Source organism: Pseudomonas sp. GW822-FHT02D10 (genome assembly GCF_058802345.1).
In genome coordinates this window covers 34,046-58,552 of the sequence record NZ_JBXAOB010000024.1, presented here as the reverse complement: position 1 = coordinate 58,552, position 24,507 = coordinate 34,046, and the positions used below count along the sequence as shown (strand labels likewise).

Here is a 24,507-nt window from a genome sequence, read left to right as displayed (position 1 = left end):
CGATGCATCGCCGATGGTAGTGTGGGGTTTCCCCATGTGAGAGTAGGTCATCGTCAAGATTAAATTCCGAAACCCCTGTCTGCGTTAGCAGACAGGGGTTTTGTCGTTTCAGGAGCAGTTAAATGCTCCAAGCGAAGAGCGGAGACTTTGCCTTACGTGCTTTGCCAGTCCTGCGTGGCGCCTATGCTGCTTGATCAAACGTCATCAAGAAAATGTAGGTTGAGCGCTCTAGCGCGCCATTTTGCGGGTTTGTGCAGGGAATATGGTGCAGATTGCACAAACGCCTAAGTTTTCACGGACCTGTGCCGAAAAACTGGTGAGACATGCGTGCACCAAAGTAGAGCGGCCTAAGAGCGGCCTACGGCGTTACATGGAATGTTGCACCCGGAACGCATCCCCACTCTTTGCATAAGAAGTCCCATGAAATGAATCTCAAGTTCAGCCATAAAATCCTTTTGGTCGCTTCAGGCGTAGTGGTTCTGGCTTTTGCGTTGTTCACTTTGTACAACGACTACCTGCAGCGAAATACCATCCAGCAAAACCTCGACTCCTCCGTCCAGCAAGCCGGTGATCTGACTGCCAGCAGCGTCCAGAACTGGCTGAGTGGGCGAATTCTGGTGCTGGAAAACCTCGCCCAGAACGTCGCGCACCAAGGTGCCAACGCAGACTTTTCCGGGTTGGTCGACCAGCCGGCCTTCACCTCGAACTTCCAGTTCACTTATGTCGGTCAGGCTAATGGCGTGTTTACCCAACGTCCTGACGCGAAAATGCCGGATGGCTATGATCCACGTCAGCGCCCTTGGTACAAACAGGCTGTAGCCGCCGATAAAGCCTTGCTCACGCCGCCCTACATGGCGGCTGTCGGCGGGCTAGTGGTGACCATTGCCATGCCGGTTAAGAAGAACGGTGAACTGCTCGGCGTGGTCGGCGGGGACCTGAGTCTGGAAACCCTTGTAAAGATCATCAACTCGGTGGACTTCGGCGGTATCGGTCATGCGTTCCTGGTCAGCGCTGACGGCCAGGTGATCGTCAGCCGGGACAAAGACCAGGTGATGAAGAACCTCAAGGATATCTACCCAGGCTCGAACGTACGTATCGAGAAGGGCAATCAGGAAGTGCTCCTGAACAAACAGGCGCGCATCCTGTCCTTTACCCCGGTCACTGGCTTGCCAAATGCTGAGTGGTACATCGGCCTGTCGATCGACAGGGACAAGGCCTACGCGGCACTGGGCAAGTTCCGCACGTCAGCACTGATTGCGATGTTCGTCGCGGTGACTGCGATTGCCATGCTGCTGAGTCTGTTGATTCAGGTACTGATGCGTCCACTGATCACAATGGGTCGTGCGATGCAGGACATTGCTCAAGGCGAAGGCGATCTGACTCGCCGTCTGGCGGTGGAAAGCAAAGATGAATTCGGCGAGTTGGGCAGTGCTTTCAACCAGTTCGTGGAGCGGATTCACGCGTCGATTTCCGAAGTGTCGTCGGCCACGCGTCAAGTACATGATCTATCGCAACGTGTCATGGCGTCGTCGAATGCTTCGATCATTGGCTCCGATGAGCAAAGTGCACGGACCAATAGCGTGGCAGCAGCAATCAACCAACTGGGGGCCGCTACTCAGGAGATCGCCCGTAACGCGGCGGATGCTTCGCAACACGCCAGTGGTGCCAGTGAACAGGCTGACGACGGTCGTCAGGTGGTGGAACAAACCATTCTGGCAATGACCGAGTTGTCGCAGAAAATCAGCCTGTCGTGCACGCAGATCGAAACCCTGAACGCCAGCACCGACAACATCGGGCACATCCTCGACGTGATCAAAGGCATCTCGCAGCAGACCAACTTGCTGGCGCTCAACGCGGCCATCGAAGCGGCGCGTGCGGGTGAAGCAGGGCGTGGTTTTGCGGTGGTGGCGGACGAAGTGCGCAACCTGGCCCATCGCACCCAGGAGTCGGCCGAAGAGATTCACAAGATGATCACCTCGTTGCAGGTCGGCTCGCGTGAAGCGGTATCGACCATGAATGCCAGTCAGGTATCCAGCGAAGAAAGTGTCGAAGTAGCGAATCAGGCCGGTGCGCGGTTGGTCAGCGTGACCCAGCGGATCACCGAAATCGACGGCATGAACCAGTCAGTCGCGGCCGCAACGGAAGAGCAGACCGCCGTGGTGGAAACCCTCAACGTCGACATCAGCCAGATCAACCTGCTGAACCAGCAGGGCGTGGCTAACCTCAACGAAACCTTGAAGGATTGCGATGCGTTGTCGTTGCAGGCCAACCGTCTGAAGCAACTGGTGGATAGCTTCAAGATTTAAACCGTTCCAAGGATGCAAAAACGCGATGAGGCTTGTCTGACTCATCGCGTTTTTTTATGGCCTGAGTGCCTTACGCAAACAGATTGCGCGCGTTGCTCATCGAGTCATCGGCAAACCCCTGTACGAAGTCCTTGAACCCCGGCAGGGCTTCGGCGCCGCCTTGGGCGGGTTCGGCGATGATGGTCCAGGTTGCGCGCGACTTGCCGGTGCCCAGGGGCTCGACGCTCATGGCGGCCCACAACTGACCAACGCCCAAGGTGTTGTAGACGGTCGTCCAGGTCATGCTCAGCGCCTGATCGTCGCGGGAGTTGAGTTGCTCGACAACCAGGTTGCCGTCCTTGAAAAACTTCTTGCGCAGCGAAGACACGCCCTCGCCAGTCATCTCGATGTGCGACAGCGCCGGGATGAACTTGTCAAAGCCGGCGAAGTTGCCGACCACTTCCCAGACCCGCGACGCCTCGGCCGGTATTTCTACCGACGATACAACGTGGCAGCCGTGCGGGTTTTTGATCAGGGTATCGGGTTGCAGAGTGCTCATGGTCTTGCTCCATTTTTACGGGTGATGAATCAGATGAAGTTGATTTCTTTCAGGTAGTCGCAGCCGCGACGCAGCAGCGCCGGGGATTTTTGCGGGTAGTGCGCGCCCATCAGCTGCACGCCGGCCTGGGCGTTGGCGTGGCCGATCATCGAGATATCGCCGATGTCCTCTTCGAAGCCGTTGAGGTAGAAACCCAGCACGCCGAACAGCGCGTTATCGCTGTCGACCCGGCCCAATTGCTGTTGCCAGTCGGCGACGCTGACCATTTGGAACTCGCGTCCGGCCTCGCGGAACGAAGCGACGTAGGCGTCCCAGCTCAGCGGTTCGGGATTGTGCAGGTTGAACACCGCCTGTTCGGGCTGATAGCGGCTGGCGTGGAAGGCGATGAAGCGAGCGAGGAAGTCCACCGGCATCAAGTCGAAATTCAGCGCGAACTCCGGCACCTGGCCGAGCTGGATCGAACCCTTGAGCATCAGCATCAGACGGTTCTTGTGCGGCTGGCACACGCCCGTGAGGCTGTTGAAGCTGATGTTGCCGGGGCGATAGAGGTTGACCCGCACCCCACGCTCGCGAGCGCGTTCGAGGATCCGTTCGCCGACCCATTTGGACAGGTTGTAGCCGTTCTTGATGTAGATCGGCGGGGTCTGCGCGGCGGGTTGCTCGAGGACCCGGCCATCAGCGTCGATGGTGCTGGAGGCCGAGAGCGTGGAGACGAAATTGAAGACCTTCTTGCTGCGCCCTTCGCAGAGCCGCAAACACTCGAAAATCGGCTCGACGTTGTCCCGCGCCAGCGACTCGTAATCGAGCACGTGGTTGACGTTGGCGGCGTTGTGTACCAAGGCGCCGAACTCGCGATCCAGTCGCTCATACACCTCTGGCATCAGACCCAGTGCCGGTTGCGTGATGTCCGCTGCATAGACCTTCACCCGAGTCAGGTCCAAATGCTCCAGACGGTTCTCGCGCAAGGACTCGGCAAAACGCTGCGCAGCGGATTGCCCGGCACCGTCGCGCACCAGGCATGCGACTTCACTGGCGCCCCAGGCCAGCAGCGCCTCGACGATATGCACGCCGACGAAGCTATTGGCACCGGTGACGATGACCTTGTGCACATCGCCCATCCGGCTGACCGGCAAGGGCTGTACATCAAGCTCGCGGAAGGCATCGGCCAAGGCTTTTTCGCTGAGCACTTCTTCGCCAGCAGAGCCTCTGACCAGCGTTGCCAGTCTGGCGATGGTTGGCACTTCGATGAAGCGGTTGATCGAGATGCTGCGCCCGAACTGCTCGCGTAATTGCAGCAACATGCGCGATAGCAGGATCGAGTGGCCGCCCAGATTGAAGAAGCTTTCGTCGGTGGAAATGTCGCCCGCCGGCAATTCCAGCAACTCGGCCCAGAGCTCCAGCAGTTGCGTCTCGTCGGCGGATTCCGGTAGCCGACGCTGATGGTTTTCGAGGACGCTGACCGGCATCGCCAACAGTGCCCTTCGATCGACTTTGCCGTTGCTGGCAAAGGGCATATTCGCCAACTCGGTCCACGCAGTGGGCTGCATGTAGTCCGGTAAAAACTGCTGGGCGTGCGCTTTCAGCGCTTCGCGAGCCGCGCCCGGCTGTTCTTCCTGGGGTTGTGCGAGGAACGCCAGAATCCGTCGATGACTGTCGATCACCACCGCCACCTGGCGGTACAACTGACTGTCGCGCAGGCAGCGTTCGATCTCTTCCGGCTCGACTCGGTAGCCGCGGATCTTCACCTGATTGTCCCGTCGGCCACAGAGCTCGATGCCGTCGGCGGTCCACTTCGCCATGTCGCCGGTGCGGTAGGCACGCAGGCTCTGGCCGCGAGGCAAGGGCAGTTGCAGGTAGCGCTCGGCAGTCTGCTGCGGGTTATTCAAATAACCCAGGCACACCCCCGGACCGACGATGTACAGCTCGCCGACGGTCTGCTCGGCCACTGGTTGAAAGTCCTCGTCGAGGATCAGTACCTGGCTGTTGGCAATTGGCGCCCCAAGGCTGCGGTTGCTGTCACCGACTTGCAGTTGTCGGGCGGTGATCAGCACCGTGGCTTCGGTCGGGCCATACAGGTTGTAGAGCTTGCCTTGCTGGGTCAGCTGCTTGATCACATGGGGTTCGCAGACGTCGCCACCGGTCATCACATGCGCAAGGTCGCGCAACTGATCCAACGGCAGAATGCTCAGCAGCGCTGGCGGAAGAAATGCGTGGCTGAGCTGATGATGACGGATCAACTCGATCAGTTGCAGCGGGTCACGACGCTGGTCGTCGCTGGGCACGATCAGTTCGGCGCCCTGGATCAGCGTCGGGAAAATATCGATCAGCGAAGAGTCGAAACTCAGCGATGAAAACTGCAACACCCGACTCTGTTCCGTCAGCTCGACGTAATCGGCGTACCACGCGGTGAAGTGCCCGAGATTGTTCTGACTGAGCAACACACCTTTGGGATGACCGGTGGTACCCGACGTGTAGAGCGCCATGCACGGCGCCTGGCTGCCGGGTCGCTGGCGCATCAGCGGCAAGCCGAGATTCACCTCGCGGGCGTCGATGTCACTGATGTCGAGCCCGGGCATTTTGTTGCTCAGCGGGTGCTGGCCATCGTGCAGCAAGAGCACTGCGCCAGCGTTCTCCAAGATGTACTGCTGACGTTGTAGCGGATGACTGGGTTCGAGCGGCAGGTACACCGCGCCACTGCCGAGAATCGCCAGTATGCCAGCGAACAGCGCACTGGATTTCGGCAGACAAATGCCCACCACCACCGGTCCATCCACCGCTCGGTATTGCTCGATCAGTGGCAACAAGCGTTGCTGAATTGCCTGGCTCTGGGCGTGCAAGTCGCCATAGCTGAGCACTTCACCATCGATGTGTAGCGCCGGGCGTTCACGGTAGATTTTGAAGCTCTGTTCGAGCCGCTCGATCATCGGGATTTGCCCGAGTTGCAGCAGCGGTGCTTGCTGGGTGAGGTTGAGTCGATGGGCGTAGGCCATACTCTCCAGTGCCAGCAGGTTCTCTTCACGCTCATGATGGCCGGGCGTGGCCGTTGCGGCGTGTGTGAAGTACTCGGCATCGCGGGAAAAGCGGCTGACCTCAAGCGCCACACGGTCGACCAGTTCGGCGATGACCTTCAGGCGTAATGCTTGGCCATTGCCCGAGGTTTCTTCGGCGACGGGGATTCGGGCGATCAGCCGTTGTTCGTCGCTCGATGCGTAGTGGCATCGCACGTCGATGGGCGGCAGGCCGCTGGCGTCTGTTGGCCCGAGGCCCAGGCGCACGCTCAGCCGTGCGCATTCGCCCAGGTCGCGCAGACGCTGCGGCGAAATAGCCAGGCTGCCGTCGTCAATCAGCAGCTCGGCAGTGTCACCGCGGTGTTCATCCAGGGCATGGCTGTCGTTCAGTCGCGTCAGCCCATGACCGTGTTGTTCCAGCTCCAGCGCCAGCTCATTCAAGGCCTGGCTTTGACCGATGAGCAGAATGTCGAGACGTCTCATGATGTTCTCCTCGGCTAGATCAGGTAGTCGCTCAGGGCGTCTTGCACGCATGGCGAATCGAGCAGCGAACTGCTGCGGAAAAACCGCACGATGTTGGCGACCAGCGGGTGATGGCGATTGATCGGGAAGGCCAGGCCTGCCACTTCGCTCTTCAGTGCCGCCTTGGCGGCATCGCTGATGTGCAGGTGTTCGATCAACCGGAAGTCGAACGATTTCTGAATGTCGTTAGTCAGGTAGTGAGTGATGAACACCGGCAAAATCTTCGCGATCCGTTGGCGGTCGTCTTCGTTTGCCGAATGCCAATAGATCCGCACCAACCTTGACCAGAACCCCGAATGGCGGCCTTCGTCGAGCAAGTGGTCAGCCATCAGGCCCTTGATCGATTGCTTGACCGTGTCGTCCTTGGCGAACGCCGCCACATCGTTGGTCACGGTGTTTTCCGCAATGGCCACGCAGATCAGCTCCACGGCGCTGCGCAGGTGTTCCGGCGCCAGTGCCAACGCTGCGGGAATCGCCCGGCTCAGCTCGATTTCATGCGGCAGCTCGATCGGCGTGATGCCGGTCATGGCTACCGTCTGCTGCATGAAATCCATCGCCACCAGCGCGTGATAATCCTCATCGACCACCACGGTCATGGCGTCGTAGCGGCAGGCGAACGGGAAGGGCACGGCGAAGCGATTCTTGGCGATGCTACGGGCGGTCTTGTCGACGATCTCGGTTTCGAAAATCACCACGTCGTTGATGAACTTGTAGAGCGTTTGCACCAGGGCAAAGTCGCGCTGCTCCGGGCATTCGCGAACAAAGGTTTCGCTCAGTACCAGCGGTTGGCGGCTCAGGGGATAGATCAGTTTGTCGTCGTTTTCGACCACACGCCGGGGGCGGGTGCGGATGGTCGCGCGGCTTTCCCAGGCGTCGGCGAAGGATTGGTAGTCGGCGGCGTTCATGCGCTCACCTCGGCCACGGGTTCACGCATGCTCAGGCGCAAGCCGTCCCACAGCGCGATGCGGCTTTCAACGGCGGCGATGGCGGCGGCGTAGACGTCCTCTTGCCGTTGCGGGTCGCCGTCAACCAGTCGCGCCAGGAGTGTTTCGGCGGCGGGACCGTGGTCTTCGGAGTCGACTTCGATGTGCCGCTCCAGGTAGTAACGAAAGGTCGGCGCCTGTTCGATGCCTATGCCCCAATCGTCGAGAATGCGTTGGAACATCTGCGGAATGACGCTTTCACGGCCATGCAAAAACGCTGCGGCAACGCTGTGCCCCGGCGCATACAGGGCGGTGTGCAAGGTGTGCCGGACGAAGTTCGAGGCGGCCGGGTCGACGTCCACGCTTTGCAGGGCGACGTCGTAGCTCACGCCTTCCTTTTGCAGGGCGACGAAGCGCTCCACGGCCGCCGTGCTGGCGCCGATTTCGCGCATCGCGTCCAGGTACAACTCGAAATGGCTGTAGTGACCGTGATCGAGTCGGTCATCCGACTCTTCACCCAGGATGATTTCGTTGATCAGGCGCGCTGCTTGAGGGTCTTGCGGCGGTAGCCAGGGCAGCTGCACGCACGTGAGTTCCTGTTGCAGGCGTTTGGTCAGCGACATGAAGTCCCAGACGGCAAATACATGGGTTTCCATAAAGCGCTGAAGTATTGAAAGCGAATGGATCTCGGCAAAGATAGGGTGGGCGCTGAGCTCTGATTTTTTCAGGTCGAGAAGGGCTTTGTTTGGTTTCATGAGTGGCCTATAAGTTGCGAGTTAAGTTGTTCGGTCGGCGAGTGTTTATTAGGCAAGTGCAAACAAGGTGCTGCCTGAACTTTTTAATAGGCGAACAAGTACCTCAAACAAACGTCGATACAGTTCATGAGGGCGGCGGGCCTTGCCAGGCAAGGCATTACACGCGTCGATGGAGCTTGGCGATCAGCTGCACAGGTTTGTGATACAGACCCCGGACATTGACCGTGCGGACAAGTGCAATGGAACTTGAAGTTGTCGGCGGGGAAAAATTAATACATGAAACAAGTAATGGGCAAGTGTTTTTTATATTATTTGTCAAGTGTATTTTTTTGGGCGTGACAAGTTTCAATAAAACTTTTCCAATAAGTTTTATTGAGATGAAGTTGTTCCTTCCGGCTTATATAAGTCAGAATGTAAAAGAGTGAATGCCTCACTCGGAGCAACTTGTTGGCTGAAAAACTAATGAGTTTGATGTGGTAGGCAGGAGGTGGGCACGGCTCCCATCTCTTCCCGTCCTTTGGCAAGCCTCCTTCTGTTTGTCCATCACGCGAGGGCTATGCAGGCAGATTTGCACGCCGCTCATCCTTTTTTAGTCGGCAAACTCAAGAGTGAGCCCAAAAAGCCAGCACTGCTATCACTGGCGCAAGGGTGGGCAGGGGGTTTCAAGGAGGGAAGAGGAGATAGGTTGTCGTCAGCGCTGCTCGAGCGCCTGTGCTTCACATCACACAAGCGTGAGGCGCTTACTCGCTGAGCAGGCCCAGGTGGGTGTTGATGATCTGCAGCAGACGATGACACTGAGTGGTAATGAAAAAATGGTTACCGGTCATTTCGATCAGTTCGAATTCACGGTGAGTGAACTCGCGCCAATTGATCATGCTTTCAAGTGGCGCCAGCGGGTCGTCGCTGCCGTAGAAGGCAGTCATCGGAATATGCAGGCTGCGACTGGAAGGGTCGGCCCAGGATTCGAGCAGTTTCAAGTCACCGCGTATCAGTGCTTCGTAGGTGGTGAGTTGATCGTTGGCCGTTGCCTCGGGAATCAGCCCCTGACTTGAGGGGGCATGACCGTTGTACAGCGGCGCTGTGGCGGGTCGGGTGTCCAGGCTGGGGCAGCCGGAAATGAACAGATGACGGGTTTGCCCCGGGCAACGGATTTCGCTCAACTTGGCCAGTTCGTAGGCCAGAATTGCGCCCAGGCCATGGCCAAAGAGTGCATGGGGCTCGGACAGGTAAGGCTGGAGCGCCGCGAAGGCGTCGACCAGCAGCGGCGGCCATTGTTCGTAGCGTGTCTGGTTTTGTGGATTGCCATGGCCGGGAAGCCTGAACGCGAGCAGTTCAATATGCTCGCTCAATGCTTGTGTCCAGCTGCGGAACTGCCCGGGGTCGGCACCGGCCTCGCAGAAGCAGATGAGTCGGACATCCGTCGCCTGACCGGTATTGATCACAGTCAGCCACGGAGTGTCCTGGGCGTGCACGGCTTTCCTTGCGCGGCTCACGTCGAGCCTTTCTTGCCCTGAGGTTCAAGGCTGTTCAGGTAACGCGTGATGACCTCGACACCCCGGTTGAGGTGGTTCTCAAGCTTCGTCACGGTTAGCGTGATGTCTCGGGCTTGCGCGGCGCGCAGCAGCTCACGGTGATCTTCCTGGGACAGTTTTCCGAGCCCCATGGCTTCAAGGTTGAAGCGCAGAAAACGTTCCTCTTCCCACAGGCCGCTTTCTACCAGACTGAGGAGCCTGCGGTTGGGTGCCTTGCGGTACAGCGTCATGTGGAATAAACGGTTAAGCCTGCCGATCTCGGCGTAATCGGTTTGTGTTTCCAGATCGTCGATATAACGCGCCGCTTCGGCAAAATCCTCGTCGTCGAGCAACGGAATCGACAGGCGCAGGGCCTCGGATTCCAGCAGGATGCGCAGGGCATAGGTTTCGGCAGCGTCACCTTCGACCAGTGGCGCGACAACCGCCCCTTTGTGTGCGACAACGTGTAGCAGCGATTGCGCTTCGAGCTGGCGCAAGGCTTCGCGCACCGGCATGCGACTGACACCGAACAGGTCGGCCAGGTCTTGCTGGCGCAGAGCGGTGCCGCAAGGCAAACGGCCGTCGAGAATCGCCGAGCGCAGGGTTTCTTCGATCACCGATCGCGCAAGGTGAGCGGGGATAGGGCCGCTGACCGGGATAGTACTTAAAGGGTTGGGCTTTTGTGTCACGACAACGCCCCCTGATTAAAATGAAAATATTGGATCCAGCGCACACTAGTGACTGCCCGGAGGGTTGTCAAACCGGCAAGACAATGCAGTTTTCGACAGTTTTGTGCCACTGGCTTTGCCATCGAGCGCAACTTTACCGGCTACGATCTTTTCAACTGTGTCCGTTCCCCACAAGTTTAGCGCGCTCGCAGTGATTGCACCGTGCCATTGTCTTTTACCTATCAAGGCTTCACCATCAAGCGCTTTCCAACCGCCCTTCGGACTCACAGCAGTGCAGGCACGTTTCGCTCTCCCTCGGACCCTGCGCGCCGCCACCTTGGCACGGACGAAAAACCCTTGTTGATCATTCCGGACATGAACCTTCTGGTCGCCCTCGACGCCTTGCTCGACGAGGGCAGTGTGGTGGGCGCGGCGCGGCGGATGAACCTCAGCCCGGCGGCGATGAGCCGGACCTTGACGCGGATTCGCGAGGCCATCGGCGACCCGATCCTGGTGCGTGCCGGCCGTGGGCTGGTGCCGACGCCCAAGGCACTGGAATTACGTAGCCAGGTGCGCGATGTGGTGGAGCAGGCGGCGTTGTTGTTTCGCTCGGCGGACGAGGTGGATTTAAGCACTTTGCGCCGACGTTTCAATGTACGCGCCAATGACTTTTTCGTCGGGGTGTACGGCGGCCGGTTGATCGACACGTTGAACCGCCAGGCACCGCACTGCGAGTTACGCTTTGTGCCGGAAGGCGATGGTGACGATGAGGCGCTGCGCGAAGGGCGGATTGATCTGATGATCAGCAACACGCGCCCGCGAACCCCGGAAGTGAAGGTCCAGAACCTGTTTGCCACGCATTTTGTCGGACTGGTGCGCGAAGGCCACCCGCTGCTTGAAGGCGAAATCACCGCAGAGCGCTTCGCCAGTTTTTCCCACATCTCCATGTCTCGTCGCGGTATTGCCCGAGGGCCGATCGATACCGCGCTCAATGGCTTGGGGCTGGAGCGTCGGGTGGCCTTGATCGCTCCCAGCTTCCATGCGGCGATGTTTGTGTTGCCGGACTCTGATCTGATTTTGCCGGTTCCCAAAGAAGCGTTGCTCAGCGTCACCCGCCTGGGTTTGCGGCTCAGCTCCTTTACGTTGCCGATTGCGCTACCGACCCTGATGCTGACTCAAGCCTGGCACCCGCGCTACGACAAGGACCCGGCCCACCGCTGGCTGCGCGAAACCTTGAAAGCCAGTTGTGATGAGACGTGGCGCGCGGCGCAGCCTGCCTGAAAATCAACGGATCGCAGCCTTCGGCAGCTCCTTGGAATGTACGCAATCCACTGGAGCTGCCGGAGCCTGCGATCTTTGTGGCTATAGCTGCGTTTAGCACACTTATAACCTGCCAATAAGTCAGTTTTCGTCAGTTGTTGGCCTTCATAAACTGCTCCGGTATTTCTGCAATCCGGAGCTGTACTGAACATGACTTCCCTCGCTGTCCCCGCGACCCTCGAAGCGGCCAGCACACCTTCCGTCGTCACCCCACCGGTCTTCGGCCCGCGCATCATCATCGGCCTGGTCGGTGTGCTGCTGGCGGTGCTGGTGTCAGGCCTGAACGAGATGGTGACCAAGGTCGCCCTGGCTGACATTCGCGGTGCCTTTGCCATTGGTTACGACGAAGGCACCTGGCTGGTCGCCAGCTACACCGCAACCTCCGTGGCGGCGATGGCGTTTGCACCCTGGTGTTCGGTGACCTTTTCACTGCGGCGTTTCACCCTGTGCGCGATCGGGCTGTTTACCGTATTCGGTGTGCTGAGTCCCTTCGCGCCGAACTATGAAAGCCTGCTGCTGATGCGCACCGTGCAAGGCCTGGCCGGTGGGGCGTTGCCGCCGATGCTGATGACTGTCGCCCTGCGGTTCTTGCCGGCCAATGTAAAACTCTACGGGCTGGCCGGTTATGCCCTGACGGCGACTTTTGGTCCGGGGCTCGGCACGCCGCTGGCCGGTTTGTGGACGGAGTACGTGAGTTGGCGCTGGACCTTCTGGCAAATCATTGCGCCGAGCCTGTTGGCCATGGCCGCAGTGGCCTACGGATTGCCGCAGGATCCGCTGCGTCTGGAGCGCCTCAAACAGTTCAACTGGCGTGGCCTGCTGCTGGGTTTCCCGGCTATCTGCATGCTGGTGATCGGGATCTTGCAGGGCAATCGCCTGGACTGGTTCGAGTCGAGCCTGATCTGTTGGCTGCTCAGTGGCGGCCTGCTGTTGCTGGTGCTGTTTCTGGTCAACGAATGGTCGCAACCGCTGCCGTTCTTCAAGTTGCAGATGCTCGGCATCCGCAACCTGTCATTCGCCCTGCTGACGCTGGCCGGGGTGTTGGTGGTGTTGCTGGCGGTAATCATCATTCCGTCGAGTTACCTGGCGCATGTTCAAGGTTATCGGCCGATTCAGACCGCCCCGGTGATGCTGCTGATGGCCGCCCCGCAACTGATCGCGCTGCCGCTGGTGGCGGCGCTGTGCAACTTGCGTTGGGTCGATTGCCGTTGGGTGCTGGGCATCGGTTTGAGCCTGTTGGCGCTGTCCTGCATCGGTGGATCGCAGCTGACGTCGGCGTGGATTCGCGATGATTTCTATGTGCTGCAACTGCTGCAGATTTTCGGCCAGCCGATGGCGGTGCTGCCGTTGCTGATGCTCTCGACCGGCAGCATCAGCCCGCAGGAAGGGCCGTTTGCATCGGCCTGGTTCAACACCGTGAAAGGCCTTGCCGCCGTGATCGCCACTGGCGTGCTGGATGCCCTGACCACGGCGCGTCTGCATTTCCACTCAACGATGCTGGTCGACAGCCTCGGCAACTTACCGCTGGCCGACAGCGATAGCGCCGGCCTTGCTCATCGATTGCACCAGCAAGCCGTGGTGCTGACCTCGTCGGACTTGTACCTGTGCATGGCCGGGGTCGCGCTGGCGCTGATCCTGCTGATTTTCTGGCTGCCGACGCGGATCTATCCGCCGCGCGCGCCAACTTGAACGTTTACTGAAACAGAAGGTTTTTATGACGATCCCTACGAAACAAAAACATACCGGTGCAGCGCTGACGGTGTTGGCGGTTGGCGTGCTGGTTTACCTGCTGGCGCCGGGCGTGTTCGGCAAGAAGCCGCAACAGACTACCAACGATGCCTTTATCGCCGCCGACTTCACGCTGGTCGCACCGCGTGTGGCCGGGTTTATCAAGCAAGTGCTGGTCGAAGACGACCAGCAGGTTAAAGCCGGGCAGTTGCTGGCGCTGATTGATGACCGGGATTTGCGCGCCGCAGCGCAGGCCGCCGATGCCGAAACCCTGGTGGCCAAGGCGCAATTGCAAAACGCACGGGCAACCCTCGAACGCCAGGCTTCGGTAATCGCTCAGGCACAGGCTACGGTGGTGGCCGCGAAAGCCGAAATGGCGTTCGCCGAACATGAACTGTACCGTTACAACCACCTTGCCGGGGTCGGCGCCGGTACGGTGCAAAACGCCCAGCAAGCGCGCACCCGTATCGATCAGGCCAGTGCGCGGCTGGCCAATGCCACGGCGGTGCTGGCGGCGGAACGCAAGCAGGTGGAGATTCTCACGGCCCAGCGTGATGCGGCCGAAGGGGGGTTGAAGCGCGCCCATGCGGCGCTGGAAATGGCCAGTTTCGAATTGTCCTATACGCGCATCGTTGCACCGATAGACGGCATGGTCGGCGAGCGTGCGGTACGGGTTGGCGCTTACGTCACGCCGGGCAGCAAGATCCTCGCTGTAGTGCCGCTGGCACAGGCCTATGTGGTCGGCAACTTTCAGGAAACCCAACTCACTGACGTGACGCCTGGACAAGACGTGGAAGTGCGCGTCGACAGCCTCGGCGGTGAAACGTTGACCGGCCGGGTCGAGAGCATCGCACCGGCCACTGGGGTGACTTTTGCCGCCGTGAAGCCGGACAACGCCACCGGTAACTTCACCAAAGTCGTGCAGCGAATCCCGGTGAAAATCGTCCTCGATCCAGGCCAACCACTGGCAGAGCGTCTGCGGGTGGGGATGTCGGTGGAAGCGAGTATCGATACCGTCAGCTCAAAGGCCAGCGCGCGTGAGGTGACCCAACGATGAAGATCCTTGTCGACTGGTCTGGCGCCTTCGCGAGCAAGCCCGCTCCCACAAAGATTGCGCAACACCTGTGGGAGCGGGCTTGCTCGCGAAGAGGCCGGTGGCCCTGCACATCCCTCAGCGCCTTACTCGTCATGAGCCTTTCAGCCTGCACCGTCGGCCCGGACTTTGTGCGACCGCAAGCACCGCAGATTGAAGAATGGTCAAAACCACAAAAAGCCGCTGTCAGCCAGGCAGTGACGGCCGAGATGGACGAACGCTGGTGGGAGGTTTTTCACGACCCGCAGCTGTCGGCTCTCAGCCATCGTGTGTTGACCGATAACCTCGACCTGAAACTCGCCAGCCGCCGCTTGCAGCAAAGCCACGCGGCACGGCAGGTGATCACCGCCGAGCAGTCCCCCAACACGGCCGCAACCGGCAGCTACGGGCGTAAACGCAACAGCGCACTAGGCTTGAGCGACCCATCGGGCAACAACGGACGCTCGGCGTTCAACCTCTGGGATGCGGGATTCTCAGCCTCCTGGGAGCTGGATTTCTGGGGTCGTGTGCGGCGTGAAACCGAAGCCGCCGACGCGACTCTGGAAGTGGCGGAGAATGATCGTCGTGGCGTACTGCTCTCGGTGCTCGCGGAAACCGCTCAGGACTATATCCAGTTGCGCGGCGTGCAGAGCACCCGGGCGGTCACCGAGCAAAACCTCGAGGTCGCGCGGCACAGCCTGAAGTTGTCGCAGTTGCGCTTGGCCGACGGTGTGGCCACCGATCTGGACGTTGCCGAAGCTGCCGCACAGGTGGCGACTATCGAAGCGCGTCTGCCGGCGTTGCAGCAGCGTCAGTCGCAACTGATCAACGCCTTGAGTCTGTTGATGGGCGAACGGCCGCAAGCGTTGCAAGCCGAGTTGTCGAAGGACGCCTCGGTGCCGCAAACCCCGCGTCAGGTCGCGATCGGCCTGCCGTCGCAACTGGCCGAGCGGCGTCCGGACATTCGCCAGGCCGAGGCCCGGTTGCATGCCGCCACCGCCAGTATCGGCGTGGCCAAGGGCGATTTTTATCCGCGCATCACGCTGTCCGGCAACCTCGGCTCGCAGGCCATGCAACTGAGCGATTTTGGCTCCTGGGGCTCGCGTCAGTTCGGCATCGGCCCGCAATTCAGCCTGCCGCTGTTCGACGGTGGCCGCCTGCGCGGCATACTCGATTTACGCGAGGCGCAGCAACAGGAAGCGGCGCTGGCCTACCAGCAAACCGTGCTGCGGGCCTGGCATGAAATCGATGACCAGCTGACCCGTTACAACGCCAGCCAGCTGCGCCGCGACAGCCTTGCCGAAGCCGTACGCCAGAACCAGATCGCCCTGCACACCGCGCAACAGCAATACGTCGAAGGCGTGGTCGACTTCGTCAACGTCCTGACCGTGCAAGGCGCATTGCTGGCGACTCAGGAGCAACTGGTGGAAAGCTCGACCGGCGTGTCGCTGGCGATGGTGGGCTTGTACAAGGCGCTGGGGGGCGGGTGGGAGTCGGTGTATCCGTTGGCGGTGTCTAACGATAGGCGGTTGAGGTCGCGCCGGACGGGGAGTGATGGCTAATTGCTTGACGCTGGTCGAAGCTGTCGTAGACTCCGACCATCTGTCAGGGAGACACAGCTATGCAGCGTTTTCGTGGTTTGGCTTTAGGCTTGATCGGGTTGGCGTGTGTGGCGCAGGCGAAAACGCCCGTGCCAGACGATCCGCTGCTGGAAAACACCAGCACAGGCAGTCATGCCACAACCAGCAGCGAAGCCCGCGGTGTGTTGCGTGCTCGCGATCAAGCGGTGCTTGCCAGTGAACTGCCCGGCAGAATTGTCGAGTTGCCGTTCAGTGAAGGCGAGTCCTTCAAGAAGGGCGACATCCTGGCGCGTTTCGACTGCTCGGCCTTTCAGGCCCAGCTCAATGCGTCGCAGGCCGCCAGCCGGGGCGCCGGTGAAGAGTTGGCCCACAACAAGCAACTCGCGGCGTTGAACTCGGTCGGGCGTTTCGAAGTGGCGCGAGCCGAAGCCAAACTCAGCGAAACCCAGGCGCAATCTCAGGTTTATCAGGTTCAGGTCAAACGCTGCAGCGTGGTCGCGCCGTTTGACGGCCAGGTCGTCGAACGCAAGGTTCAGCGTTATGAAAGCGTCGCCGCCGGAGCGCCGCTGCTGGACATCGTCGACAACCGCAGCCTGGAAATCCACCTGTTGGTGCCCTCACGCTGGATGGGCAAACTCAAGCCCGGACAGACCTTCAGCTTCATTCCCGATGAAACCGGCCAGCCACTCGATGCCACGGTCAAACGCCTCGGTGCGCGGATCGATGAAGGCAGTCAGACCCTGCTGCTGGTCGCAACGCTGCCCAACGCCAGCGGTTTGCTGGCCGGAATGAGCGGCACGGCGCGCTTCGCGGAGCTCAAGTGAACGCGCCCGTCACTGGCGGCGCCGAGCAGGTCTTCGCGCGCTTTCTGGAGCTGGAGCGCCAGACCCGTGCCGCGCGCACTACCGAACAACTGGCCTACAGCCTGGCCAACGACGGTCAATCCTTGTTCGGCTTTCGTCACGCGGCGTTGCTGATCGCCGGCAAGGTCCGTGCGGTCACGGGCGTCAGTGCGGTGGAACCGAATGCGCCATTCGTGGCGTTCGTCGAACAAGCGGTGGCGCAATTGTTCAAACTCGACCTGTTGAAACAGGCGCGGGTCATTCCGGCTACGTCGTTGAGCGGTTCGATTCAGGCCGACTGGCAAAGTCTTTCGGCGGCGCAGGTGTTTTGGCTGCCGTTGATTGATCGTCAGGGCCAGGTATTCGGCGGTTTGTGGCTGGCTCGCGATGTGCCGTGGAATCCTTCCGAGCAAGTGCTGTTGTCGCAACTGGGCGACACGTTCAGCCACGCCTGGCTGGCGCTGCAACCGCGTCAACCGTGGCGCCTGCGCTGGACTCGCAAACGCCAGGTCGCCTTGGCGGCGGTGCTGGTGCTGGGTTTGTTGATCCCGGTACGCCAGTCGGTACTGGCGCCGGCTGAAGTCGTGCCACTCGGCGGTCGGGTGGTGGCGGCGCCGTTGGACGGGGTGATTGCCGAGTTCCTGGTCAAACCCAATCAGAGTGTGAAGAGCGGCGACCTGTTGCTGCGTTTCGAAGGCACCACGCTCAAAGCCCAGGCCGATGTCGCCGACCGTGCCTTGGGCGTGGCGCAAGCTGAGCTCAAGGCCAACGCCCAGCGTGCCTTTGCCGACGCCGAGTCGAGTTCGAAAATTGATTTGCTGGCGGCACGGGTCGAGCAGAAGCGCGCCGAACGCGATTACGCCCGTGAATTGCTCAAACGCAGCGAAGTCCACGCCGAACGCGACGGCATTGCGGTGTTCGCCGACGCCGAACGCTGGACCGGCAAACCGGTGCAGACCGGCGAGCGGCTGATGGAAATCGCTGACCCGAGTCAGGCGGAATTGCGCATCGAGTTGGCGGTCGGCGATGCGATTGCACTGGAGTCGGGTGCGCAGGTGGCATTGTTTCTCGACAGCGATCCACTGCAACGCCATTTGGCCAGGCTCGAACGTTCGGCCTACGAAGCGCAGCCCACCGCTGGCGGACAGTTGGCGTATCGGCTCGACGCCAGTTTCGAAGCTGCGCCGCCGCGTATTGGCTTGCGCGGCACGGCGAAAATCTTCGGGGATCGTGCGCCGCTGGCGCTGTACCTGTTGCGCAAGCCGCTGGCCGGTTTGCGCCAAAGCGTAGGTCTCTAGATGACATTGCCCAGCCTGCGTGCCGATTTACAGTTGCAGATGGCCGCTCCGGCGCTGGACGGGTCGCCGCGCTGGACCTTGGCCGACCCGCTGCGCGGACGCTACTTCAAGCTCGGTGCAGCGGCCATGCGCTTGCTGCGTCATTGGTCTTTGGGCGATCCCGAGCAAGTGCTGCGTGCGGCCAATCGCGAGCCGGGTTTGCCGCTGGACGTCACGGAGCTTGAGCATCTGCTGAGTTTTTTGCGCGCCCACGACCTGATCTCCGCCCTCGACCCGCAACAGCGTGCCAGTTATGGCATTAAAGCGGCCGCGCAGCGTCAGAGTGTGTGGCAGATCCTGCTGCACCAATACCTGTTCTTCCGGATTCCATTGTGGCGTCCCGACGCGTTTCTCAATCGTGCATGGCCGTGGCTGGCGCGTTTTGGCCCTGGAGCGCTGCGCTACGGTTTGCCGCTGACCCTGGGTCTGGGGGTGTTTCTGGTGTCGCGGGACTGGCAGCGTTTTATCGCGACGTTCCCGCATTTGTTCAGCCTCGGTGGTGCGTTGGCGTTTGGGGTGGCGCTGTTCTTCGCCAAGCTCTGTCATGAGTTCGGCCATGCCTTCATGGCCAAGCGCGCCGGCTGCCGGGTGCAGAGCATGGGCGTGGCGTTCATGGTGCTGCTGCCGATGTTTTACACCGATGTCAGCGACGCCTGGCGGGTCAATGATCGTCGCGCGCGCTTGCTGATCGGTGCGGGCGGAGTACTCGCCGAGTTGCTATTGGCGTGTATCGCCTTGCTCGCCTGGTCACTGTTGCCGGACGGGCCGGCGCGGACGGCGGCGTTCATGCTCGCCAGCGCGACCTGGCTTACCACGCTGGCGGTCAACCTGAACCCGTTCATGCGTTTTGATGGTTATTTTTTGCTCAGCGACTTCTGGGAAGTGGACAACCTTCAGGGTCGGGCATTTGCCTTGTGTCGCTGGCGGTTGCGCGAGGCGCTGTTCGGCTATGGCGCACCGGCACCGGAGCCGTGGTCGCCGGCGATGCAGCGGCGTTTGCTGTGGTGGGGATACGGCTCGTGGCTGTGGCGCGCGGTGCTGTTTTTCGGGATTGCGCTGGCGGTGTATCACCTGTTCTTCAAGCTGTTGGGGATCTTCCTGATGCTGGTTGAGCTGGTGTGGTTCATCTTTTTGCCGATTGCCCGCGAAGGGCGCGAATGGTGGAGCCGCCGCGAACAGGCCCATGCACCGCGGGCGTTGCTCAGTGGGTTGGGATTGCTGGCGCTGATCGTCGTTTTGGTATTGCCGTGGCGCAGCGCGGTGGAAATGCCGAGCATGCTGGAGGCTGGTCGGGTCAGTGCCTTGCATGCGCCGGTGGCGGCACGGGTCAAACAGCTGAATGTCAGCGATGGGCAGATCGTTGCCCAAGGCGATGTGCTGATTGAGCTGGAGTCGCCGGACCTGGACTCGCGTCAGGCCATCGCTCGCCGGGAAATCGAGATCCAGCAATTGCAGATGCGCCGTCAGGCCGGGCGCAGCGAAACCGCCGCTGATGCAGGCATCGTCGAACAGCGACTGGCTGAGGCGGTGGCCGAGTATCGCGGTCTGGCGGCGCAGCGCGAGCGCCTGTTGCTGCGGGCACCCCAGGCCGGTCAGGTGCGCGATCTGTTGCCGCAACTGGCCGTCGGCCGCTGGTTGTCACCCAAAGATACCCTGGCCCGGGTCGTCGAAGAGGGCGCGCGACTGCGCGGTTATCTGGCCGAAGCCGAACTGTGGCGGGTTGCACCGGGTGCGACGGGGCGGTTTATCGCCGAGGACCCGATGCACCCGGCGGTGGAGGTCGAGCTGACGGAAGTCGACACCAATGGTGCGGCGGTGGTCGAACAGGAAGCGCTGACCTCCGACCACCACGGACCGATCGCCGTGCGCCGCGATCAAAGCCAGCGCGCCGAGCCTGTGCAAGCGCAATACGCGGTGCGGCTCAAAGTCCTCGACGGCATAGCCACCCCGGTGCAGCCATTGCGGGGTCTGGTGGTGTTGCAGGGTCGCAGTGAGTCGTTGTTGGGTACCGCCTGGCGCCGATTGGCGGCGTTGGGCGTGAGGGAGAGTGGTTTTTAGCGCAGGGAGAACTCGATGCTGAACAACAATGCCAATGCCGCGGATGGTTTGGTGGTGCGCCCGTCACGGGCGACCGATGGGCCGTTTCTGGAAAGCCTCTATCATGCGGCTCGCCCCGATCTGCAATGGATCGACGGCGAGCGCGAACGGGTCGAGGAGGTCATCGCCCAACAGTTTCAGGTGCAGGAGCAGGGCACTGGGGAACGCTTCCCCAACGCGATGCACTATGTGGTCGAGAAGCTCGACACCCCGATTGGCGCCTTATCCGCCGAATTTGGCAGCAATGAAATTCGCGTCCTGTACCTGGCGTTCATTCCGGCTGCCCGAGGCAAGGGCTATGGCCGCACGGTACTGCAAGGCGTGCAAAAAGCCGCCGAACAGGTCCGCTGCCCGGTGAGCACGGTGGTCTGGGCCAGCAACCCCCATGCGCGTCAGCATTACCTGGCGTTGGGCTTTCAGGTAGAAGAACAAAATCCGGCGGCCGAACGCCTGGTCTGGTATCCCGGCCAGCCTCAAATCCTGGTCAGTTGAAGGTGATGTAGAAATACGCCCGGCTTGCATCGCGTCCCAGAGCCAGTGTGCGCGATATAAATATGCCTTCGGTACGACCCAGCTCAGGCAGGTCGATCGCACAGAGTCCATCGACGAACGAAGTGAGATCCGGGCTGCTCAAGGTCACGCCAAAAGGCATTCGGCTGCTCTCTGACAAGCGTGCCCTGGGCGCGTCCTCTACCGATTCGATGATCACGGACAGTTCGCTGCCATCCTCCAGGTACAACTTGGTGGGTGCTTCCAGTAATTGTCGAAAATGATCGCTGTTGATCTGTTGCTGCATGGCCTGGCTCCAGAAAAGTAAAGAGCCGGGGCCTTGGGCCCCGGCGGCATGTTCAGTTGCGAGACGGGAAAAGACCGTTGAGACACATGCTGAAGTTCAACACCAGGAACGGGTTCATCGTGTCCATTGGCAGGCCACTGCCGCTGGGCGCTACGGTGGCGGCGACGTTGACGGTGCCACCAACGGAGGTGCTGACACCTTGCAGCGGCACAGGCGCATTGCCCTGTACGGTGGAATAAATGCTGGCCAGGCCCGGGCCGCCGCCGGAGGCACCGATAAAGGCGTTGGTCGCTGAGGGCGCGCTCACGGGGGTGGCAGCGACACTGGCCAGGTTGACGGTCGTGGTGGCCGTCAGGTTAGGGGTGCCGGTGGCGGTTGCTACGTGTGCATGGGTCGGCAGGTTGGTCAGCGTGGCGGTGGTTTGTTCGGCGCCGTGGGAGGTGCCGATTACCCGTGGGGTGAGGTTCAGGCCCGAACCCTGGCACAGAGGCAGGCGACCGCGCAGGTCCGGCAGCATGAAGTTGGTCGTGCCGTTGCCGCCGTAATTGGTGCCGAGCAAGGCGAACTGCGCCTGGAACTGGCCGACTTGCATGGTCTGCCCGTTGCACAATGCCCAGCCGCTGGGTGGATAGTTGAAAGCGAAAGTCTGGATGGTTCCGGTAAACACTTCCATGGTTGTTATCCCTGTGTTTTTGGAGGAGGCCGGCTTGTCCGCCGACCACCGATCAGCGTAGCCGCTAAGACGAATGCCGCTACATTGCGTGTGTGCAGGGAATGGGGCAGCATCCACACCCAGTTCAAGGTCCAAGCCTTATAGGACCTTTCGATCACCCAGGGGGATAGATGGAATACCGTAGAGAAACAGAGCTTGCCGGCAAGCCTGATGAGCGCTCTGAGCGCACTCGGCTGACGGCCTCGGCGCGTCTGTTTCAGTGGCTGACCGAGTATGGGATCTGGCCAATTCTGGCGCTGGCGGCGTTCGTGCGGTTTTACGACCTGACGGCGGCGGCGATTTGGGGCGATGAAGGTTCCAGCCTGCTGATGAGCCAGTACAATCTGGCCGGGATCTGGTTTCACGCGGCCCGTGATGTGCATCCACCGCTCTACTTCATGGTGCTGCACGGTTGGATCGAGCTGTTCGGCGACGGTATTCTTTCGATTCGCAGCCTCAGTGCACTGCCGGGCATCGCTACGGTGGCACTGGGTGTCTGGCTGGTACGTTTAATCGCCAACCCACGGGCGGCGTTGCTGGCTGGGCTGCTGCTGGCACTATTCCCTTCGGCGGTGCGGTACAGCCAGGAAGTGCGGATGTATTCGCTGCTGGGCCTGTTGCTGCTCGGCGCGACGATTGCGCTGGTGTATTGGGTCAAACAGCCCCAGCGCGCACGGTATCTGGTGATTTACGCGCTGCTGATGGCCGCCGGGTTTTACACCCACTACTTCACGGCCCTGTGCGTGATTGCCCATTGGTTGTACCTGCTGGTGCTGCGTATGCAGCCGGGCAACCCAGTGCGGCACATCTACCGCCCGGGCTGGTGGCTGACCAACGCGGCGATCGTGCTGCTGTTTCTGCCGTGGGTCCCGCAGCTGCTGAGTCTGGTTCAGCACATGCCGGAGCTCAAGGCCAGCGGCGATGTGGGCTGGGAGGATCCGGTCACTCTTGGCTCCCTGCCGTCCATGGTCTGGACCTTCATGATCCAGGGCGATGACGACAGCCTGTCCCGGCTGGTGTTTATCGCACTGCCAGCGCTGTTGCTGGGCGTGATCGGGTTGACGGTGCTGCGTGATCGTAGCGCCTACCGCTGGAGTGCCTTGCTGGCGATTTACACGGTCGTGCCGCTGGTGCTGGTTTTCCTGGTGTCGTTCGTTTCACCCGTCTTCATCGAACGCTACGTCACGGCCTATGCCCTTGGCTTGCCGCTGGTGATTGCATTGGCTGCCGATCGCCTGTTGAACGGTTATCGGGTCGTGGCCCTGGCGCTGCTCCTGCTGTTTGTCGGGATCGAAGGGGTGGGCCTGAAAAACAACGCGACCGTCGATACGAATGACCAGATCAACGTGACGGTCGAATTCATCAATCAGCATTACGAGCCAGGTGATCAGGTCGTCATTAGCGATCTGCTCTGGTACATGCCATACGTCTATTACGATCGCACCGTCGTCCAGCCGCGCCTCTTTACTCCGGTCCTGGCCAACGGCACGTCCAGTCGCCCGAATGCCTATGGTTTCGGTACGCTGGTTGAGGAGGCAGCCGACAAGATCTACCTCGATCACCTCACCGACCTGCCGCCCGGCACAAGTCGTGTGTGGCTGTTCAGCACAGCCGACCAGCCTGATGAGTTCGCGCCGCTGCCCGAGGGTTGGCAGAAAGTCAGTGAAAAAGTCGCAGGCAATGCGCGGGCGCGATTGTTTCTCGTGGGCAGTCCAAAAAAATGATCAAGGTCCTTCCAGGAGCGCTGTGGCGCCTGGCCTTGCCAGCTCCTGGAACCGATGGTTTTTTGACGACGGTTATTGGCTTAAACGTTTCACGCTGTCCACTGGCGTTACAACCTCATCTTTCACAAGGTTTTAGCTCCGATTTGATATCAAAACACCACTAGTCGGATCCAACTTCGTAGGCTACGCTTTGTCCTACAAAGGGACTTCCGACTACGGTGAAGGGATGCAGCAGTTTCACTTTATCTCCGGCTTGCCGCGTTCAGGCTCAACCCTGCTGTCTGCGATCCTGTTGCAGAACCCGCGCTTTCATGCCGGTATGACCAGCCCCGTCGGGGCTCTGTTCAGCGGCATTCTCGATCAGTGCAGTGCCGGCAGCGAGTTCGGTGCGGTGATCGACACACCGCTGCGCCGTCGCTTGCTGCGCGGACTGTTCGACTCCTACTACGCCGACAAAGCCGATAAGCAGATCGTCTTCGACACCAATCGCCAATGGAGCTCACGGCTTCCGGCGCTTAACGATCTGTTTCCCCAAGCGAAGGTCATCGCCTGCGTGCGCAATGTCGCCTGGGTCATGGACAGCCTTGAACGGTTGTATCGCGCCAACCCCTTCGAAAACACCAAGCTGTTCGGCGATGCGGTCGAGCGAAACACGGTTTACAGCCGTTGCGAAACGCTGGCACAGCGCAATCGTCTGGTGGGATTTGCCTGGGCCGCGCTCAAGGAAGCCTATTACGGCGAGCACGCCGAGTCGTTGCTGATCGTTGATTACGACCTGCTGACCCAGGCCCCCGAGCGGGTCATGCGGTTGATCTACGATTTCATCGGCGAACCCTGGTTCGAACATGACTTCAACCACCTGGCCTACGATGCGCCGGAATTCGACCAGGCGCTTGGGGTTGCAGGTCTGCACAAGGTCAGATCCAGGGTTTCCCTGGAGTCACGGCGCACCATTCTGCCGCCGGACCTGTTTGCGCAATACGCGGAACTGTCCTTTTGGCTCGATGGCTCTGCCAGCGCTGCCAATGTCATTCGTATGAAAGCCGACGCCGCGATCAGTTGATCACG

The 24,507-nt window shown here is 60.6% G+C and carries 20 protein-coding genes and 1 pseudogene; 13 read left to right on the top strand and 8 right to left on the bottom strand.

The window, feature by feature from the left end:
- Positions 1-425: 425 nt before the first annotated feature.
- Positions 426-1,451 (top strand): annotated as a pseudogene (locus tag AC1RPZ_RS25875) (HAMP domain-containing protein); the annotation flags it as partial.
- 69 nt (positions 1,452-1,520) lie between these two features.
- Complete coding sequence (locus tag AC1RPZ_RS25870; protein ID WP_401124056.1) at positions 1,521-2,306, top strand: methyl-accepting chemotaxis protein; 786 nt, start codon at positions 1,521-1,523, stop codon at positions 2,304-2,306.
- 70 nt (positions 2,307-2,376) lie between these two features.
- Here AC1RPZ_RS25870 and AC1RPZ_RS25865 read toward each other — a convergent pair whose 3' ends face one another.
- The 4 genes from AC1RPZ_RS25865 to AC1RPZ_RS25850 are packed head-to-tail and all read right to left on the bottom strand — an operon-like array spanning position 2,377 to position 8,052.
- Complete coding sequence (locus tag AC1RPZ_RS25865; RefSeq protein ID WP_493140542.1) at positions 2,377-2,844, bottom strand: SRPBCC family protein; 468 nt, start codon at positions 2,842-2,844, stop codon at positions 2,377-2,379.
- Between the two features lie 29 nt (positions 2,845-2,873).
- On the bottom strand, positions 2,874-6,335 hold the full coding sequence (locus tag AC1RPZ_RS25860; RefSeq protein WP_493140541.1) for a non-ribosomal peptide synthetase: 3,462 nt from the start codon (positions 6,333-6,335) through the stop codon (positions 2,874-2,876).
- A 14-nt stretch (positions 6,336-6,349) separates the two neighbouring features.
- Positions 6,350-7,279 (bottom strand): diiron oxygenase, encoded by a 930-nt coding sequence (locus AC1RPZ_RS25855; RefSeq protein ID WP_493140539.1) that lies wholly within the window; start codon positions 7,277-7,279, stop codon positions 6,350-6,352.
- Complete coding sequence (locus AC1RPZ_RS25850) at positions 7,276-8,052, bottom strand: DUF3050 domain-containing protein (protein ID WP_493140538.1); 777 nt, start codon at positions 8,050-8,052, stop codon at positions 7,276-7,278. The genes AC1RPZ_RS25855 and AC1RPZ_RS25850 overlap by 4 nt, the downstream gene beginning before the upstream one ends.
- 239 nt (positions 8,053-8,291) lie before the next feature.
- Here AC1RPZ_RS25850 and AC1RPZ_RS25845 point away from each other — a divergent pair, with 239 nt between their 5' ends.
- A complete protein-coding gene (locus tag AC1RPZ_RS25845; protein ID WP_493140536.1) occupies positions 8,292-8,477 on the top strand; it encodes a hypothetical protein in 186 nt (61 codons plus the stop codon).
- Positions 8,478-8,792: 315 nt separating this feature from the next.
- Here the strand turns inward: AC1RPZ_RS25845 and AC1RPZ_RS25840 are convergent, their stop codons facing one another.
- Both AC1RPZ_RS25840 and AC1RPZ_RS25835 read right to left on the bottom strand, forming a co-directional pair.
- Positions 8,793-9,545: a thioesterase II family protein gene (locus AC1RPZ_RS25840; protein ID WP_493140535.1), complete on the bottom strand. Its 753-nt coding sequence runs from the start codon at positions 9,543-9,545 to the stop codon at positions 8,793-8,795.
- Complete coding sequence (locus tag AC1RPZ_RS25835; RefSeq protein ID WP_493140533.1) at positions 9,542-10,252, bottom strand: GntR family transcriptional regulator; 711 nt, start codon at positions 10,250-10,252, stop codon at positions 9,542-9,544. Before AC1RPZ_RS25835 ends, AC1RPZ_RS25840 begins: the two co-directional genes overlap by 4 nt.
- Before the next feature lie 339 nt (positions 10,253-10,591).
- Between AC1RPZ_RS25835 and AC1RPZ_RS25830 the strand changes: the two genes are divergently transcribed.
- From AC1RPZ_RS25830 to AC1RPZ_RS25795, 8 genes are all read left to right on the top strand, one after another.
- On the top strand, positions 10,592-11,512 hold the full coding sequence (locus AC1RPZ_RS25830) for a LysR family transcriptional regulator (RefSeq protein ID WP_493140550.1): 921 nt from the start codon (positions 10,592-10,594) through the stop codon (positions 11,510-11,512).
- 189 nt (positions 11,513-11,701) lie between these two features.
- Entirely contained in the window at positions 11,702-13,240 is a 1,539-nt protein-coding gene (locus AC1RPZ_RS25825) for an MFS transporter (RefSeq protein ID WP_493140531.1), read from the top strand.
- 25 nt (positions 13,241-13,265) lie between these two features.
- Positions 13,266-14,336: an HlyD family secretion protein gene (locus AC1RPZ_RS25820; protein ID WP_493140530.1), complete on the top strand. Its 1,071-nt coding sequence runs from the start codon at positions 13,266-13,268 to the stop codon at positions 14,334-14,336.
- The gene (locus AC1RPZ_RS25815; RefSeq protein ID WP_493140528.1) at positions 14,333-15,913 is read left to right on the top strand and encodes an efflux transporter outer membrane subunit; all 1,581 of its coding nucleotides are present in this window, start codon (positions 14,333-14,335) and stop codon (positions 15,911-15,913) included. The genes AC1RPZ_RS25820 and AC1RPZ_RS25815 overlap by 4 nt, the downstream gene beginning before the upstream one ends.
- A 59-nt stretch (positions 15,914-15,972) precedes the next feature.
- Entirely contained in the window at positions 15,973-16,755 is a 783-nt protein-coding gene (locus AC1RPZ_RS25810) for an efflux RND transporter periplasmic adaptor subunit (RefSeq protein ID WP_493140526.1), read from the top strand.
- Positions 16,752-18,071, top strand: a complete 1,320-nt coding sequence (locus AC1RPZ_RS25805; RefSeq protein WP_493140525.1) for an efflux RND transporter periplasmic adaptor subunit — start codon at positions 16,752-16,754, stop codon at positions 18,069-18,071. Before AC1RPZ_RS25810 ends, AC1RPZ_RS25805 begins: the two co-directional genes overlap by 4 nt.
- A complete protein-coding gene (locus tag AC1RPZ_RS25800) occupies positions 18,072-20,168 on the top strand; it encodes an efflux RND transporter periplasmic adaptor subunit (protein ID WP_493140523.1) in 2,097 nt (698 codons plus the stop codon).
- Positions 20,169-20,183: 15 nt separating this feature from the next.
- Positions 20,184-20,699, top strand: coding sequence for a GNAT family N-acetyltransferase (locus tag AC1RPZ_RS25795; RefSeq protein ID WP_493140521.1), 516 nt, complete (start codon positions 20,184-20,186; stop codon positions 20,697-20,699).
- Here AC1RPZ_RS25795 and AC1RPZ_RS25790 read toward each other — a convergent pair.
- On the bottom strand, positions 20,692-21,003 hold the full coding sequence (locus AC1RPZ_RS25790; RefSeq protein ID WP_493140519.1) for a DUF6916 family protein: 312 nt from the start codon (positions 21,001-21,003) through the stop codon (positions 20,692-20,694). The two genes, AC1RPZ_RS25795 and AC1RPZ_RS25790, sit on opposite strands and share 8 nt — an antisense overlap.
- A 52-nt stretch (positions 21,004-21,055) precedes the next feature.
- Complete coding sequence (locus AC1RPZ_RS25785; protein ID WP_493140517.1) at positions 21,056-21,676, bottom strand: phage tail protein; 621 nt, start codon at positions 21,674-21,676, stop codon at positions 21,056-21,058.
- 170 nt (positions 21,677-21,846) lie between these two features.
- Between AC1RPZ_RS25785 and AC1RPZ_RS25780 the strand changes: the two genes are divergently transcribed.
- Both AC1RPZ_RS25780 and AC1RPZ_RS25775 read left to right on the top strand, forming a co-directional pair.
- Entirely contained in the window at positions 21,847-23,439 is a 1,593-nt protein-coding gene (locus tag AC1RPZ_RS25780) for a glycosyltransferase family 39 protein (RefSeq protein ID WP_493140515.1), read from the top strand.
- A gap of 226 nt (positions 23,440-23,665) precedes the next feature.
- On the top strand, positions 23,666-24,502 hold the full coding sequence (locus AC1RPZ_RS25775; protein ID WP_493140513.1) for a sulfotransferase family protein: 837 nt from the start codon (positions 23,666-23,668) through the stop codon (positions 24,500-24,502).
- The last annotated feature ends 5 nt before the right edge of the window (positions 24,503-24,507 follow it).

Coding starts and splice junctions, on each gene's coding strand:
- AC1RPZ_RS25870 (WP_401124056.1), top strand. CDS start 1,521: ATGGCGTCGTCGAATGCTTCGATCATTGGCTCCGATGAGCAAAGTGCA.
- AC1RPZ_RS25865 (WP_493140542.1), bottom strand. CDS start 2,844: ATGAGCACTCTGCAACCCGATACCCTGATCAAAAACCCGCACGGCTGC.
- AC1RPZ_RS25860 (WP_493140541.1), bottom strand. CDS start 6,335: ATGAGACGTCTCGACATTCTGCTCATCGGTCAAAGCCAGGCCTTGAAT.
- AC1RPZ_RS25855 (WP_493140539.1), bottom strand. CDS start 7,279: ATGAACGCCGCCGACTACCAATCCTTCGCCGACGCCTGGGAAAGCCGC.
- AC1RPZ_RS25850 (WP_493140538.1), bottom strand. CDS start 8,052: ATGAAACCAAACAAAGCCCTTCTCGACCTGAAAAAATCAGAGCTCAGC.
- AC1RPZ_RS25845 (WP_493140536.1), top strand. CDS start 8,292: ATGGAACTTGAAGTTGTCGGCGGGGAAAAATTAATACATGAAACAAGT.
- AC1RPZ_RS25825 (WP_493140531.1), top strand. CDS start 11,702: ATGACTTCCCTCGCTGTCCCCGCGACCCTCGAAGCGGCCAGCACACCT.
- AC1RPZ_RS25820 (WP_493140530.1), top strand. CDS start 13,266: ATGACGATCCCTACGAAACAAAAACATACCGGTGCAGCGCTGACGGTG.
- AC1RPZ_RS25815 (WP_493140528.1), top strand. CDS start 14,333: ATGAAGATCCTTGTCGACTGGTCTGGCGCCTTCGCGAGCAAGCCCGCT.
- AC1RPZ_RS25810 (WP_493140526.1), top strand. CDS start 15,973: ATGCAGCGTTTTCGTGGTTTGGCTTTAGGCTTGATCGGGTTGGCGTGT.
- AC1RPZ_RS25800 (WP_493140523.1), top strand. CDS start 18,072: ATGACATTGCCCAGCCTGCGTGCCGATTTACAGTTGCAGATGGCCGCT.
- AC1RPZ_RS25795 (WP_493140521.1), top strand. CDS start 20,184: ATGCTGAACAACAATGCCAATGCCGCGGATGGTTTGGTGGTGCGCCCG.
- AC1RPZ_RS25790 (WP_493140519.1), bottom strand. CDS start 21,003: ATGCAGCAACAGATCAACAGCGATCATTTTCGACAATTACTGGAAGCA.
- AC1RPZ_RS25785 (WP_493140517.1), bottom strand. CDS start 21,676: ATGGAAGTGTTTACCGGAACCATCCAGACTTTCGCTTTCAACTATCCA.
- AC1RPZ_RS25780 (WP_493140515.1), top strand. CDS start 21,847: ATGGAATACCGTAGAGAAACAGAGCTTGCCGGCAAGCCTGATGAGCGC.
- AC1RPZ_RS25775 (WP_493140513.1), top strand. CDS start 23,666: ATGCAGCAGTTTCACTTTATCTCCGGCTTGCCGCGTTCAGGCTCAACC.